The 14,220-nt window shown below is 73.0% G+C and carries 11 protein-coding genes; 3 read left to right on the forward strand and 8 right to left on the reverse strand.

The genetic code is table 11. The annotated features are described in order from the left end of the window. Both ACI79Q_RS19720 and ACI79Q_RS19725 read right to left on the reverse strand, forming a co-directional pair. On the reverse strand, window positions 1-1,461 hold a 1,461-nt coding region (locus tag ACI79Q_RS19720; protein ID WP_456615219.1), incomplete at its 3' end, for an LGFP repeat-containing protein. Then, the gene (locus ACI79Q_RS19725; protein WP_456591124.1) at window positions 1,458-2,033 is read right to left on the reverse strand and encodes a hypothetical protein; all 576 of its coding nucleotides are present in this window, start codon (window positions 2,031-2,033) and stop codon (window positions 1,458-1,460) included. The genes ACI79Q_RS19720 and ACI79Q_RS19725, both read right to left, overlap by 4 nt. 474 nt (window positions 2,034-2,507) lie before the next feature. On the opposite strand from ACI79Q_RS19725, the gene ACI79Q_RS19730 reads away from it, so the two are divergent. Both ACI79Q_RS19730 and ACI79Q_RS19735 read left to right on the forward strand, forming a co-directional pair. Next, entirely contained in the window at window positions 2,508-4,070 is a 1,563-nt protein-coding gene (locus ACI79Q_RS19730) for an LCP family protein (RefSeq protein WP_456591125.1), read from the forward strand. Between the two features lie 67 nt (window positions 4,071-4,137). Beyond that, window positions 4,138-4,935, forward strand: a complete 798-nt coding sequence (locus tag ACI79Q_RS19735) for a TIGR03089 family protein (RefSeq protein ID WP_456591126.1) — start codon at window positions 4,138-4,140, stop codon at window positions 4,933-4,935. A 115-nt stretch (window positions 4,936-5,050) separates the two neighbouring features. Here ACI79Q_RS19735 and ACI79Q_RS19740 read toward each other — a convergent pair whose 3' ends face one another. From ACI79Q_RS19740 to ACI79Q_RS19755, 4 genes are all read right to left on the reverse strand, one after another. Then, window positions 5,051-6,316 carry an NAD(P)/FAD-dependent oxidoreductase gene (locus tag ACI79Q_RS19740; protein WP_456591127.1) on the reverse strand — a complete coding sequence of 422 codons (1,266 nt, stop codon included), beginning with the start codon at window positions 6,314-6,316 and terminating at the stop codon, window positions 5,051-5,053. Continuing rightward, window positions 6,313-6,732, reverse strand: coding sequence for a GtrA family protein (locus ACI79Q_RS19745; RefSeq protein WP_456591128.1), 420 nt, complete (start codon window positions 6,730-6,732; stop codon window positions 6,313-6,315). The genes ACI79Q_RS19740 and ACI79Q_RS19745 overlap by 4 nt, the downstream gene beginning before the upstream one ends. Next, a complete protein-coding gene (locus ACI79Q_RS19750; protein ID WP_456591129.1) occupies window positions 6,692-7,726 on the reverse strand; it encodes a glycosyltransferase family 2 protein in 1,035 nt (344 codons plus the stop codon). The genes ACI79Q_RS19745 and ACI79Q_RS19750 overlap by 41 nt, the downstream gene beginning before the upstream one ends. A gap of 127 nt (window positions 7,727-7,853) precedes the next feature. Further along, window positions 7,854-10,856, reverse strand: coding sequence for an arabinosyltransferase domain-containing protein (locus ACI79Q_RS19755; protein ID WP_456615220.1), 3,003 nt, complete (start codon window positions 10,854-10,856; stop codon window positions 7,854-7,856). Window positions 10,857-11,342: 486 nt separating this feature from the next. On the opposite strand from ACI79Q_RS19755, the gene ACI79Q_RS19760 reads away from it, so the two are divergent. Next, window positions 11,343-12,164 carry a DUF1028 domain-containing protein gene (locus tag ACI79Q_RS19760; protein WP_456615221.1) on the forward strand — a complete coding sequence of 274 codons (822 nt, stop codon included), beginning with the start codon at window positions 11,343-11,345 and terminating at the stop codon, window positions 12,162-12,164. Between the two features lie 16 nt (window positions 12,165-12,180). Here ACI79Q_RS19760 and ACI79Q_RS19765 read toward each other — a convergent pair whose 3' ends face one another. Both ACI79Q_RS19765 and ACI79Q_RS19770 read right to left on the reverse strand, forming a co-directional pair. After that, window positions 12,181-12,534 (reverse strand): DUF6752 domain-containing protein, encoded by a 354-nt coding sequence (locus tag ACI79Q_RS19765; RefSeq protein ID WP_456591132.1) that lies wholly within the window; start codon window positions 12,532-12,534, stop codon window positions 12,181-12,183. After that, window positions 12,531-14,126 carry a class I SAM-dependent methyltransferase gene (locus ACI79Q_RS19770; RefSeq protein ID WP_456600586.1) on the reverse strand — a complete coding sequence of 532 codons (1,596 nt, stop codon included), beginning with the start codon at window positions 14,124-14,126 and terminating at the stop codon, window positions 12,531-12,533. Before ACI79Q_RS19770 ends, ACI79Q_RS19765 begins: the two co-directional genes overlap by 4 nt. Window positions 14,127-14,220: the final 94 nt, after the last annotated feature.

Consider the following 14,220-nt stretch of genomic DNA (forward strand, 5'->3'; position numbering starts at 1 on the left):
CACCTGCGCACCGGTCTGCGCCGACCAGTGGATCTCCCCACCCTGGAACGGCGTCATGTAGCCACGCCGATCCGCCGTCGGCTGATCGTCCCCGGTCGGGTACCCCAGCGCAGCCGGACCACCGGCCTGCAGGTACCGGTCCTTGATCGCGCCCCGCACCACGTGGGCCTGGGTGGCCGCCGACCAGTACACCTCGCCGCCCTGGAAGGAGTTCATGAACCCGCCACCGGGCGCCGGCGTGTCCCCGCTGGTGGGATAGCCGAGGGGGCCGGCCTGCGCCCCGGTGGAACGCCACTTGTCGCGGATGGCGCCCCGGACCTCCTGCGCCTCCGTCTGCGCCGACCAGTAGATGGACCCACCCTGGAAGTCGGTGAACCAGCCGGTGCCCCACGGGGCGGCGGTGTCGTCACCGGTCGGGTACCCCAGGAGCTGCGGTCCGCCGAGCTGCAGGTACCGGTCGAGGATGGCGCCGCGCACGACGTGCGCCCCGGTCCCCTTCGACCAGTAGATGTGCCCGCCGGCGTAGGTCCGCCGGCAACCGCCGTGCGGCAGGTCGCACCGCACGTCCGAGGTGGGCCCACCGATGTCCACCCCGGCGGCGCGCAGGGCGTCGTACTTGTCGAGGACGGCCGAGCCGCCGGAGTTCTGCGTGCTGCCGAACCAGTCGGTGAAGTAGTTGAAGAAGTTTCGGTTGCCGTAGGCGGAGCAGGAGTCGCCCTCGGCGTACCCCGCGTTCAGCGCGGCCTGGTTCGGGACGTATGGCGTGTAGTTGTAGAGCCCCGCGGTGGCCTGGTTCTGGATGTAGACCTGCGCGGTGCCGCAGCGCCAGTTGTTGAGGTTGTTGTTGCGCTCGGTCGCCGGCGAGTAGCCGATCGTGTTGGTGAGCCCCGGCCGGTACCCGTACTTGCTCGGATTGGCCTGGTAGAGCTTGAACTGCCGCGACGCGGAGTACATCTGGTTGTAGAAGCCGTAGTACTGGGTGTCGCAGGCCGCGGTGTCCGGGCAGCCGTACCCCATGGCGATGCGCAGCTTGCCGTCCGAGGGCCCGGTGGAGGTGATCAGGCCCTGCTCCTTCTGCAGGGTCACCAGCAGCACCTGGGGGTTGATCCCGCAGGCTCGGGCGACCTTCCAGATGATCTGCGCGGCGGTCTCCTGACCGGCGCCCTGGTACGGCCCGCAGCGCGTGTCCCCGGCACGCGTCCACGTGTCCTGCCGGAAGTTCTTGAGGCAGTTGCTGCCCGAGCAGTTGCGCCCCTTCTCCTGCAGGAAGGCCTGGATCTGCTCGACGTTCATCGTGGAGGTGTCGTAGAAGACGCCGTCGCTGATGATGTTGCCGGGGTTGAACAGCGCCAGGTTCGCCGACTCGCGCAGGTCCGGGGACGGAAGCGAAGCGGTGCCCAAGAGGCCGGCGAAGGCCAGGACGAGCAGCCCGGCCACGAAGAGCACGGCCCGCCTGGTCACGGGACCACCACCGAGAAGACGGCCGACTCACCGGTCGACCGGGGCGACGTGTAGCTGAGCACGGCCTCCCAGCTGCCGGAGACCAGGCGCCCTCCCCCGGCCCGGACCTCGCCACAGCTGGTGGTGCTCGCATCCGGGGTGGCATCGGCGGTGCCGCTGGTGGTCACCCCGTCCTGCGTCAGGGTCAGGGTGCACGTCCCGCCCGTCTCGACGACGTCGCTGACGAAGCCCCCGACGACGATGTCCTGAGTGCCGGGGTCCCAGCCGGCGTAGGTGTGGCTGACGACGACGGAGCGGAGGCCGCTGGGCTCCTCGGACGGCACCGGATCCACCTCGGCACCGTTTTCGGCAGGGGCGGTCGGCGTGGGCGTGAGCGGCTCGAGCACCTCGTCCTGGACGGGGGCGTCCGGGCCGCGCTCCTCGGTGGCTCCAGAGGCGCCCGCGGCCCCGCCGCCCGGAGCAGCGGACCCGTCCGGACGAACGGCCAGGAAGAGCAGGGCAGCGCCTCCGACCACGAGCAGCGCGAGCGCACCGAGCACGGTGGCCCGGCGGCGTGAGGTGGAACGAGACATGAGGAGATCTCCCAGGGCGACCGGCGAGCAGCGCCGTTCTCGAGCGTCTGGTGGTGGAACCACGGACGGAGAGGGCGACATGACCGACTCCTCCCCGTGTTCGGGAGACTACGTTTCGTTGTGACGTCGGTCCGGGAGCAACGCGGAACGGACACCAACTCGCGGCGGTGGAACGGGGCCGCGCCCCCGCCGTCGGGGCCGTCGGGCACACATCGGCCGCGCACGGGTGCGGCGCGGACGCGGGCGCCCTCCGGCGACTCCTGTGGCGGATGCGGTTGTTGTGCATCCCGGTGCCAGGCGGGCTGGCTCACCTCGCCGTCCTGGCAATTCCTACGTGTCGGAGGGCTGCTGGACCCCTGAACCACACCTAGCCTTGCCAACGTCGATGCACAAAGCGTCACAACCGGTCGCACTCGCGGCGCCGGCTGACGCCCGCGCCCTCGAACCGGCGCGCAACACCGCTGTGAGGACCACGTGAGCCGAGACCGGAACGAGCAGGGCCGCCCGGCCGGGCGTCCGCTGCCCCCGCGCCTCGACCCCCGCGCGGGGCGGCCGCCCCGGCGTGGCACCGGGGCGGAGCACCCGTCCGACGGCCCGACGGGCGCCACATCCCGCGGGCGCCGCGGCGGCCGCGCGGCGGTCGCCACCCGCGTCGTCGCCGGGGTCGTCGCCGCCACGCTGCTCGCCGGGTCCGGCTGGGGCTGGTATCTCGGCCAGGTGGCGTCCGCGACGGTGAACCGCACCGACGCCATCCCCAGCGAGGGCAACGAGGGCAACGGCGCTGCCGGCGAGGCCATGAACCTGCTGCTGGTCGGCAACGACAGCCGGGCCGCGCTGACCGAGCAACAGCTGACCGACCTCAACGCAGGCACCGACTCGGGCATCAATACCGACACGATGATCCTGGTTCACGTGCCGGCGGACGGATCCCGCGCCTCGTTCGTCTCCTTCCCCCGCGACTCGTACGTGAAGATCCCCGGCTACGGCTGGGACCGGCTGAACGCCGCATACGCCTACGGCCGGATGAACGCCCCTTCCGGCGCCTCCGAGGAAGCCCGCTCCGCGCAGGGCTCCCAGCTGCTGGTGCAGACCATCAGCGGGCTCACCGGTCTGCAGATCGACCACTACGCCGAGGTAGACCTGCTCGGCTTCTTCGAGCTGTCCAACGTCGTCGGCGGTGTCGAGATCAACCTGTGCAAGGCGGTCGACGACCGCGAGTGGTCGGGGGCGTACTTCCCGGCCGGGGTGCAGACGATCAGCGGCGCCGACGCGTTGAAGTTCGTCCGGCAGCGGCACGGCTTCGGACCCCAGGGCCGAGGTGACTTCGACCGGATCGTCCGCCAGCAGGTGTTCCTCGGCGGGGTGCTGCGGAAGATGCTGTCCGAGGACGTCCTGCTCGACCTGGGCAAGCAGCGTGCCCTCGTGCAGGCCGCGGCCGACGCGCTGACCGTCGACCGGGACCTGGACCTGCTGCAGCTGGCCCAGCAGATGCAGTCGGTGACCGCCGACAGCATCGAGTTCCAGACCGTGCCGAACCGCGGGACCGGCGAGGAGGACGGCAAGTCGATCGTCCGGCTGGAGGACGAGGCCGCGCTGCACAGGTTCTTCGCCGACCTCTCGGCCGAACCCGAGCCCGAGACCGCCGCCACCCCCGAGGCCCCGCAGACGGTCGCCCCCGCCGCGGTGACGGTCGACGTCTACAACGGGTCGGGCACCTCGGGGCTGGCAGCGTCAGCCGCCTCGGCCCTGACCACGGCCGGCTTCCTGGTGGGCACGACCGGCAACGCCTCCTCGATGGACCACGAGCAGACCGAGATCCGGTTCGCCGCCGGGGACGAGGCCCTGGCCACCACCGTCGCCGCCGCGATCCCGGGCGCGGTGAGCAAGATGAGCGACGACGCGACCAGCGGCACCGTGCAGTTGGTCCTGGGCAGCGACTTCAACGGCGTGGGTCAGGCGGTCACCCCACCGGCCCCTGCCCCGGTGGTCGAGGGCCAGGACGCCCGGACCGCGGCGGACACCACCTGCATCAACTGACGTCGCCGCCGTGCCGCCCCTTCCGGGACCCCGAGCGCCACGGCAGCTCCGGTGACACGCTGGGACCGTGCCTGCCACCCTGCCAGCTGACCTGCTCACCTCCGTCGTCCGACGGGACGGCGCCGCCCCCCTGCTGACGCAGTACGACGACGCCACCGGGGAGCGGGTGGAGCTCTCGGCGATCACCCTCGCGAACTGGGTGGCCAAGACCGCCAACCTCCTCCAGGAGGAGTTCGACGTGGCACCCGGCAGCAGGGTGGCGGTGGCACTGCCGGTGCACTGGCAGACCGCGGCCGTCCTGCTGGCCGCCTGGAACTGCGGTGCAACGGTCGTCGAGACCGCGGCGGAGGACGACGGCCGGCTGGACGACACCGACGTCGTCCTGGCCGCGCAGGACCGGCTGCCGGCTCTGGAGGAGCTGGACCTGCCAGAACTGCTGGGCCTGTCGCTCCACCCGCTCGGCATGGGCATGTCCGGCTACGCCGGGCCTGCCCGGGACTTCGCCCTCGAGGTGCGTGCACACGGGGACGTCTTCCACCCGTGGCAGGAACCCGACCCAGCCACCCCGGGGCTGCGCGCCGGCGGCCTGGCGCTGACCCTCGGCGGCGTGGTCGAGGCCGCTGGGGAGCTGGCCGACCGCCTCGGCCTGCGTGCGGGCGACCGCGTCCTCGTCGACGAGGCGACCGCCACGGAGGCCGGCCCGGTCGCCTGGCTCCTGGCCCCGCTCGCCGCCGGGGCCTCGATCGTGCTGGTCCGCGCCCCGGACCCCGCGCTGCTGCCGGCCCGCGCGGCCGCCGAGCGGATCACCGCGACCCTGGGGCCGAAGGTCGACGGCGTCCGCCAGCTGGGCCGGCCGCCAGCCTGACTGCGTCGCGACCGGCTGCCCGCGCCTGTGGACGCAGCGCCCCGGAACAGCAGTGGCCACGACGCCGGGAGGACGTCGTGGCCACTGCCCCCGGGAGATCAGCCGGGCGGACGGTTCAGCGGAAGTACTGCTGCACGACCCGCCGGGCCATCGCGACGGCGTAGCTCTGCCCCCGGTCCTGCGGGTAGATCTGCGACATCGTGGCGAGGACGACCCCGGGCATCGACGTCTCGTGCGGCGGGATCGAGTCCCGGTAGTCCGGGGTGACGACGGGCTGGGCGAAGGGCGCGCGCGAGAAGTGCCAGTCCTTCACCCACGACAGGTCGAAGTCCGGGTTCAGCTTGCGCAGCCACGGCTCGTACTGCTTCAGCAGCTCGGCGGGGTCGGTGGTGTAGCGCCAGTCGTCGCGCGGCACGTAGTTGCCGACGTAGACGACGTGCCGGCCGCCGTAGTCGGACCCGGAGACCATGTTCGTGTGCTCGACGACCGCCAGGAACGGGAACGAGGTGTCGTTGACGTTCAGCCAGTAGTACGGGATCACGCTGCGGTCGCACTCGAGCACGAAGCAGGTGGCACCGAGGTACTCCGCCCGCTGGAGGGCATCCTCCGGGGCAGCGCCCGCGGCCTGCGCGAACACCGGCTGGGGGACGGTCACCAGGACCTTGTCGTACTCGTACTGCGCGCCGTCCTCCGTCCGGACCAGGACGGGGCCGGCCGGGTCGGGCTGCGCGATGTGCGCCAGCCGCTTGCCGAGCTCCACCTTGCCGCCGCGCTGCTCCACCGCCTGCAGCAGTCCGTCGTACACCTGGTGGAACCCGCCGTCCATGTAGCCCAGCTTGAACGTGCGGTAGTGGATGCGGGCCCACAGCCAGGCCATGGAGATCTCCGACGCCCGCGACCCGAACTTGCCGGTGAGCAGGGGCTCCCAGATCACCTCGCTGGCCCGTCGGCCGGCCCAGCGGTGCACCCAGTCGAGCGCGCGGCGGTCGCCGAGACGCTCGCCGTTCCGGATGACCTTCAGCATCGCCGACGACGCACCGAAGCGGACGCGGTCGATCAACCGCAGCGGCGGGAACTTCAGCATCTCCACGGGCGTGGAGAAGTCGTGCAGCCGGCCGTCGTGGTAGATGCCGGTCGTGGTCGAGTGGAACGTCAGCTTCGGCCGCAGCCCGAGCTCCTCGATCAGGTCGATCATGGCGCGGTCGGTCTCGAAGATGTGGTGGTAGTAGCGCTCCAGGGGGGTGCCCTGCACCACCAGCGAACCGGCCAGCCCGCCGATCTCGTCCGCGCCCTCGAGGACGGTGACGTCGTGCCCGTCCTTGACCAGGTCGTACGCCGCGGTGAGGCCCGTGGCGCCGGCACCGATGATGCCGATCTTCATCCGAAACTCCATCTCTTGTTGAGGACGAACTGGAAGATCGCGACGATCGGCATCGAGACGACCTTGACGATGTTCGCGTCCACCCCCAGCCAGGTGTGGAAGACCAGGAGCAGCACCGCGACGAGCGCGATGCCGAGCAGGCCCACCGAGTAGAACCGGGCGAACCGCCGGAGCATCCCGTCCCGCTTGCGGAAGTTCAGGTAGCTGTTGAGCAGGAAGTTGTTCGTGATGCCCGCCGAGGTGCTCAACGCCGTCGCGAGCTGCTCGTGCATCCCCACCACGTTGTAGAGGACGAGGAAGAGGACCAGGTCGAGCAGGACGCCCGAGACCCCGATCAGCTGGTAGACGAAGAACTGCCGGTGGCGCTGCCAGAGCTCACGCGCCGGCGCGCGAAGTTTGCTGTCCGCCGTCGCCATGGTCCACCACCTTCTCCACGATGTAGAGCGGGCGTGCCTGCACCTCGGTGTAGATGCGTCCGACGTAGGAGCCGATGACCCCCAGCGACAGCATCTGCACCCCGCCCAGGAAGAGCACCATGATCATCAGGAGGGTCCAGCCGGGGACCGAGACGTCGGGGAAGAACAGCCGCAACCCGACTGCGTAGAGGATGCCGAGGACGGCGAGGACGACCGTGCCCAGGCCGAGCCGGGTGATCATCTTCAGCGGAACCGTGGAGAAGCTGGTGACGCCGTCGGCGGCGAGCCGGAGCATCTTCGGCAGCGGGTAGTTCGTCTCGCCCGACGTCCGCTCGTCGCGGTCGAACGGCACGGCCGCCTGCTTGAAGCCCAGCGAGGCCACCAGCCCGCGCACGAAGCGGTTGCGCTCCCGGTGCGAGCGCAGCAGGTCCGTGGTCGCCCGGTCCATCAGCCGGAAGTCGCCGGTGTCCACCGGGATCTCGATGTCGGCGAACCGGTGCAGGAGCCGGTAGTAGGCGTGCGCCGTGAAGCGCTTCATCGGCGTGTCCTTGCGACTGCGCCGCTGCGCGTACACGATCTGGGCGCCGCCCTCCCACGCCTTGATGAGCTCCAGGCTCACCTCGGGCGGGTCCTGCAGATCAGTGTCCATGACGATGATCGCGTCGCCCCGGGCGTAGTCGAGGCCCGCCGTGATCGCCATCTGGTGGCCGAAGTTGCGGGAGAAGTTGACCACCCGGACCTGCTCGCAGGACTCGGCGATCTTCTCCAGGATCTCCAGCGACGCGTCCCGGGAGCCGTCGTTCACGTAGACGAACTCGAAGTCCAGGTCCGGCCGTTCCCGCGAGGCGGCGACCAGCCGGTCGTGGAACTTCTCGATCCCGTCGGCCTCGTTGTAGACGGGGAGCACGTAGGAGACGAGCCGTCGCTGCGGTGGTTCCGTCACCACGGCCCGGTCGTCAGGAGCGTGGTTGGGTTCGATGACAGGGGTCGCCATTGCGGCCTTCCGTGGTCTCGGCGTCGCCGGCGCGGCCGGTCGTCATTCTTCGGTGCTGGACGGGGACCGTTCCCGCAGGCGTCCGTGCGGACGGTCGCCTGCCGCGGCCCGGAGGTGCCGGCCGGGGTCAACGATCCCCCTCCCAGCCCCACAGCGTGATCGTGTCCGTCGATCGGTCGTACTGGTCCCGGCCCAGAGGGTAGTCAAGCCGGTACACGTGTCCCCACTCCTCGTGAGGGGCTCCGTCCAGGCGGCTGGGCACCTCCCGGCGGTCGGCCTGCGACACACCGGCGAAGCTCCCGCCCTCGCGGGGGATGTAGGCGATCTGAGCACCGCCGTGCCAGTTCGGGGCGCCGACGATGACCGTCGGCGTCTGCGCCAGGCCGTCGGACACCACCGGGAAATCCGAGACGCAGGGCAGGTGCCAGGCCAGCGGCCAGTCCGGCAGCACCGGCCCCGTGCCGGCGAGGTAGTCGTGCAGGCTCTGGGCCGTGCGGATCCGGGGGCCGGTCACCGCGAGCCAGCCGCCGACGTCGGTCGTCGCGTCGCCGGCGACCACGCGCACCCGGTCGGCGGTCGCCGGCACGTCGTCCGTCCCGACTGCCAGCGGGCGCCAGGACGGCCGGTCGAACGCTCCGTCGTCGACAGCCCGGAGGCCGAGCGTCGTGACGTCCTCCGTGCCGTCCCCGGACCGGCCGAATTCCAGCTGCAGGGAGTTGGCGCCCCCGACGCGACCGGCCGCCGCGACCGCGACCTCCTGGTCCTCGGAGAGCTCCGGCAGCTCGAACCAGGGCGTCACCAGGCGCCCGATCGTCCGCTCGCCGTCCACCAGGCTGCCCCAGACGTGGGTCGCCGCACCCGAACCAGCTCCGTCCGGTGGCTGCTGCGCCTCCAGGAAGCCACCTCCGCTGACGAAGCCGTCGGCGACCGGGGCCTCCGCGTCGGCGACCGGAGCGAGCGGGCCGCCGGGCTCGTCGATCAGCAGGTCGACCGACTCCGGGATCCCGCAGCTCGTCCCGGTCAGGGTCTGGACGTTCTCCAGGGCGAGTGCATAGCCCCCGGCGTCGGCCTGCCGCAGCGGAGCGACGCTGAACCCGACCAGCAGGACGCCCACGGAGACGGCGGTGGCCGCAGCGGTGACCACGACCGGGGCCGCGACCAGCGGGGCCAGGTCCCGCCCCCGACCCCGCCGGGAGCGCACCCACCAGGACGCGCCCACCGCGAGGGCCGCGACCAGCAACCACACCGCCGGGTTGCCGAGCGGGACGCCCAGCGGGGTGATCGGAGCATCCCGGTACGGCAGGCCGTAGACCGAGTACATGAACCAGGCGTTCGGCCCGGAGTAGGCGAGCCCGGCCGCCAGGGCGACGACGCCCGTACCGGCCAGCGCGATCACCATCGTGGCCCGGTCCCGCGAGCGCGCCCGTGCCGCCTCGAGGAGGAGGACGCAGGCCAGGACGAGGAACGGTGCGCCCAGCCCCGCCACCGACCCGAAGTGGTGCGACCACTTGGACGGCGTCGCGAACAGGAGCGCGAACGCCAGCGCCACGGAGGCCGTGAGGATGTGCGCATCGGGGAAGCGGCGCAGCTCGGTGAGCCGCCGGGACAGCAGGAGGGCGACGACGAGCAGCAGTCCGAGGGTGAGCAGCACGGCCAGGCGCTTGGTGGCCGTGCCCTGGGGCCCCGCGCCGAGCAGGAAGGCGTAGCGCGTGGCCTCCTCGTACCACCCCAGGCTCGGGCCGATCTCCGTGTGCAGCTCGGTGGCCTTGGCCACCCCGTGCAGGGACTGGTCGGCGAACATCAGCACCAGCCCGCTGCCGGCGAGCGCCGCCAGCAGCGCCGCGATACCCGCCGTCGTCCACCAGGACGAGCCGGCCGCACGCACGGTCCGCCAGATGCGCGGCAGCAGCACCAGCACCGGCGCGAGGGCGACGACGCAGGACGGCGTGACCGACAGGCAGATGCCGGCGACCAGCGCCGCGGCACCGATGGACAGCAGCGGGCGGCGGGCCGTCGGCGCGGTGCCGCGCAGCAGCAGCGCCAGCACGGCTGCCGCGCCCAGCGCCACGAACGGCTCGGGCCGGACGCCCGTGTTGAACGGCAACCACCAGGCCAGGAAGCAGAGCGCCGACAGGACGGCGACCAGCGGGCCCCGCGACGACCGAGGCAGCACGGCCCCGAGCACACCGCGGCTCACGACGAACCACGTGGCGAGCCCCACCAGGTAGCTGGGGACGCGCAGCCACAGGGGCGCGGCGGAGACAGCGGCGAACGGCTGCACGATGTGCTGCACCAGCGTGAACGGCGCCTCGGAGGCGTTGAACCAGTGGTAGTAGTTGCCGATGTCGCCGCTGGCCAGGCCGTTGCGGATCGTCATCGTGGCGTAGCCGTCGTCGTCGGTCTGCGGCGCGATGAACATCCACAGCGAGAGCGCCCCGACCACGGCGGCGTCCACCGCCAGCCGGACGCGGACGCCGGGGGCCCGCTCGGATCGCAGCTCCTCCGCACCGCGGGTGCGCGCGGCGGCCGACCGGGCGAGCATCGCGAGAGCGGCCAGGACCACGAGGGTGTAGACGGCCATCATCGCGATCTTCAGCCCGCTGGGCGAGCTCTCGAACCAGGTGCGGGTCCGGGCGGTCACCGCCGTCCCGTCCGCGTCGTCCGGCTCGAGGTCGGTGGTGAAGGCGAACACCTCGGGCACCGGCTCCGCGCTCAGCACGGTAGGGGCATCGGCGCCGACGACGACGCTGGTGGCCGTGTCGTCGGAGTCCACCCGGACGTCGCAGCCGGTCTCCGGCGGTGCCGCGGCGTGCACGACCCGGCCGTTGACCGCGACCCGCAGCTGGCCGTTCTCGGTGTCGACCACCAGACCCGACGCCGGCCCCTGGTCCCGGACCAGCGACGTGGCCAGCAGGGTCGTCCGCTCCCCGGTGCCCAGCCCCTCCTGCACGGCGGCGCAGGGGACCGTCGCGTGGATCTCGGCCGGGCGGTAGGGCACGAAGAACGCCGTGGTCGACGTCGGCTGCTCCCCCTGCGCCGGCCAGGTCACCTCGGTGCGGTCGGCCACGACCGGGGCCAGCGGCAGCGCCACGGCGAGGCCCACGCCCAGCAGCCCGACGAGCAGGGCCACGACGGCGCGCGTCCGCCCGGGGAATCGGGCCGGGTCGGGCGCGGCAGGGGCCGGCGCAGCCGGCAAGAGCGTCGTCGACACGTGGCGCCTCTCGATTGCCCGGGGCCTCTGCGCCGCAGCGAGCTTGATGGTGCGTCTGAGCAGCGGGAGGGCGGCCGGGCGAGCGCGGGCTCGGTGGCGACCTGCCGGAACAGGCCCGGGAGACTCCCTGGACACCGAGCGTAGCCCACCTCGGCGCCCCCTCCGGGGCGCCAGGGACGGCCGAGTGCTGGTGAGCGACACGTCTCGGAAGTGACTGGTGGGACGGACCGGTCCGGGTACGCGGCGGCTATTCTCGGCGCCGGGACGGAGCGCGCCGGGACCCGTGGCGCAGCACCCGGCGGCCCCTCCGGTCGCCGTCGGGCGGGAGGACGGAGCGCCTGGTCACGTGCTCAGCGAGGAGGCGGCGACGCCGCGCCGCCGTGTCTCTCACCCGGCAGGGCCCCGGTGACCTTCTCCGTCCTCGCCCGCGACCCGGGCTCCGGGGACCTCGGCGTCGCTGTCTCCTCCTGCATCCTCGCGGTGGGCCGGGCGGTGCCCAGCGCGCATCCGGGGCTGGGCGTGATCGCCGCGCAGGCACGCAGCCGCCGCGGCCTGGGGCGGTCGCTGCTGAGCGGGCTGGCCGACGGCGGTGCGCCGGCCGCGCTCGTGCGCCGGGCGGCGCACAGCGCCGAGGACGCCGACCGGCAGATCGCCGTCCTCGATGCCACCGGCCGGGTGGCCGCCGACACCGGCCGGGGGTGCTTCCCCGTCAGCGGCCACCTGCTGGGCGACGGGTTCAGCGTGCAGGGCAACATGCTCGCCTCGGACGCCGTGCTCCCCGCGATGGCCGAGGCGTTCACGGCCGGCGGCGGGGACCTCGCCGACCGGCTCCTGGCCGCGCTCACCGCCGGGCAGGAGGCGGGGGGCGACCTGCGCGGCCGTCAGTCGGCCGCGCTGCTGGTGGTCAGCGGCGAGCACCCGTCCGACGACGACGACGGCGTGCGCATCGACCTGCGGGTCGACGACTCCGGCCACCCGGTGCGCCAGCTGCGCATGCTGCGCAACCTGCAGCGGGCCTACGACGAGCGGGACTACGAGTACCTCGCCCTGTTCGCACCGGAGGGCGCGCGCGACCTGTACGCCGCGCTCGCCGCCTCCGGGCGGGGCGACCGCGAGGCGGCCCGTTCGGCGCTGGAGGCGATGCGGGCCCGCCCCGGCTGGTCGGCGTGGCTGAGCGCCATGGCCGGTGACGCGCGCCTGTCGGCGGTGTCGCAGCTGCTCGGCTGAGCCGGGACCGGCCGGCTCAGAGGGTGTCCGGCCGCAGCCGCGCCAGCACGGCGGGGTCGATCTCCCGGTCGTGCAGGGGCAGCACGAGCTCCGTGACGAGGTCGGTCAGCTCGGCGACCCGCAGGTTGAGCCGGCGGGATTCGTGCAGGCCGTCGCGCAGCTCGGCCACCTGCCGCTCGAACTCGGCCAGGCGCTCCTCCGCCGCGTCCAGCCGGCTCCGGAGATCGTCGGCCTGCTCGCGCAGCCGTGCGTTGTCGTCGGTCAGGCGGGCGAGCTGCTCCGGCAGCTCCAGCGCCGCGGGGGCGAGGGCGCGGCGGACGGCCCACACCGCCCCACCGCGGGTGGGACGCGACTGGGACTGCGGGCTCATCGGGGCCTCCGTCGGAAGGTCAGGCGGTGCACGGGGACGATCTGCTCCTCGGCCGCGCCGAACCACCGCAGCGGCTCCAGCCGGGGCTCGGCCTCCTCGAGGACGAGCCGGTGCCGGTCGGCCTCGGCCACGACCTGGTCGACCGTGAGGTGGCGGTAGGGCGGGATGCCGGCGTAGCCGTGGTCGGCGACGAGGTCGAAGAACGCGCGGCCGGCGGGGCGCAGCACCATCCCGCAGAGCCGGAAGGCGTTCTCCCGCCCCCGGTCCTCCAGCGCGTTGAGCAGGCGCCGGCCGAAGACCGTCCAGGTCTGTGGCGCCGCCGCGAGCTCGGCGCCGAGCCGGAGGACGGTGCGCACGTCGAGCAGGTTCTGCACCTCGAAGGCGACCGGGAGGTCGGTGCCGGCGAGGCGCGACCGCGCCGTGGAGACGGCGTAGCGCGAGTAGTCGATCGCGCGCACGGTGCGGCCGCGCGCCGCCAGCGCGAGCGCGTCGGTGCCCACCCCGGCGCCGAGCTCGAGCAGGGCGCTCCCGTCGGGCGTGCGCTCGTCCACCCAGCGGGCGAAGCCGCTCATCGCCGGGTCGTGGGTCAGCGCGCCCGGCGGCGCGAGGAGGACCAGGTCGTCCCACGCCTCGCGCTCGACGTTGTAGTCGGCGAACCACCCGTAGAAGCGGGCCCCCGTGCTCTCCGGGACCTCGAAGGTGAAGGAGGGGTCCGGCGTCCGCCAGCCCTCCCCGTACACCGCCCGCAGGGCCAGCTCCTGGTCCCGGGGGGCCGGCTCCTCGCGACCGGACACCTGCACCCTGCTGGGTGGCAGCAGGTCCTCGCGACTCGCCTCGGCGCGGATCATGAAGTGCTGCATCCAGTGGTCGCCCAGGACGAAGCCCGGGAAGACGTCGACGTAGTGGTCGGGGCGACCCTCGTGGGAAAAGACGACCTGCAGGTGCCCGACCGACAGCCGGACGACCTCGTACCCGGCCGCGCGCAGCAGCCGACCGACGGCGAAGCTCTCCAGCGCCACGTCGGCGGGGTGCTCGTACCGGCTCAGGTAGGCCAGGTCCGCGTCGTCGTCGTGGGGCAGCAGGCGCCCCTCGCGGACCGGACCCAGGAGGGTGCCGCAGGTGACGTAGACGACCGGCCCGAGCTCGGACTCCAGCAGCTCGCGGATGGCGGTCATGTGGTCGAGCATCCGCTCGACCATGCCCGGCGCGGCATCGGCGAAGGCCTGTCCCAGCCGGCCCCACTTGTTGACCACGAGGGGGCGGCCGTAGTGGTCGACGAGCTCCGGCGGCCCCGTCCCGCCGTCCAGGCTGACGGTCGCCTCCGGGCCGGTGTCGGTGCCGCTGACCCGCACCCGCACGCGGAAGGTGCCCCGCAGGCGGGGGCGCAGCGCCGGCGGCCACGGCTCGAACCGCAGCGCGCCGTCCTGGAACGCCGTGTACCGGAGATCGGCGGGCACGTCGTCGGGGGCGACGACGGGCGGCGATGCCCGGAAGGAGAAGACCCGCCGCCCGTCGAGGTCGACGTCGAGGACCTGGTCGTCGTCGGCGGGCCCCGACGTGCGGTAGAAGAGGCCGGACGGGGTGGGCCACACCTGGTCGATCGGTCTCTCCTCGTCGGTTCCGGGAACGCCGCGGACGCACGCAGAGCGGGAGTCTACGGGCATGCCCCGTCAGGCGGCGGGGCCT

Source organism: Blastococcus sp. SYSU DS0828 (assembly GCF_054050975.1).

Coding starts and splice junctions, on each gene's coding strand:
- ACI79Q_RS19725 (WP_456591124.1), bottom strand. CDS start 2,033: ATGTCTCGTTCCACCTCACGCCGCCGGGCCACCGTGCTCGGTGCGCTC.
- ACI79Q_RS19740 (WP_456591127.1), bottom strand. CDS start 6,316: ATGAAGATCGGCATCATCGGTGCCGGCGCCACGGGCCTCACCGCGGCG.
- ACI79Q_RS19745 (WP_456591128.1), bottom strand. CDS start 6,732: ATGGCGACGGCGGACAGCAAACTTCGCGCGCCGGCGCGTGAGCTCTGG.
- ACI79Q_RS19750 (WP_456591129.1), bottom strand. CDS start 7,726: ATGGCGACCCCTGTCATCGAACCCAACCACGCTCCTGACGACCGGGCC.
- ACI79Q_RS19765 (WP_456591132.1), bottom strand. CDS start 12,534: ATGAGCCCGCAGTCCCAGTCGCGTCCCACCCGCGGTGGGGCGGTGTGG.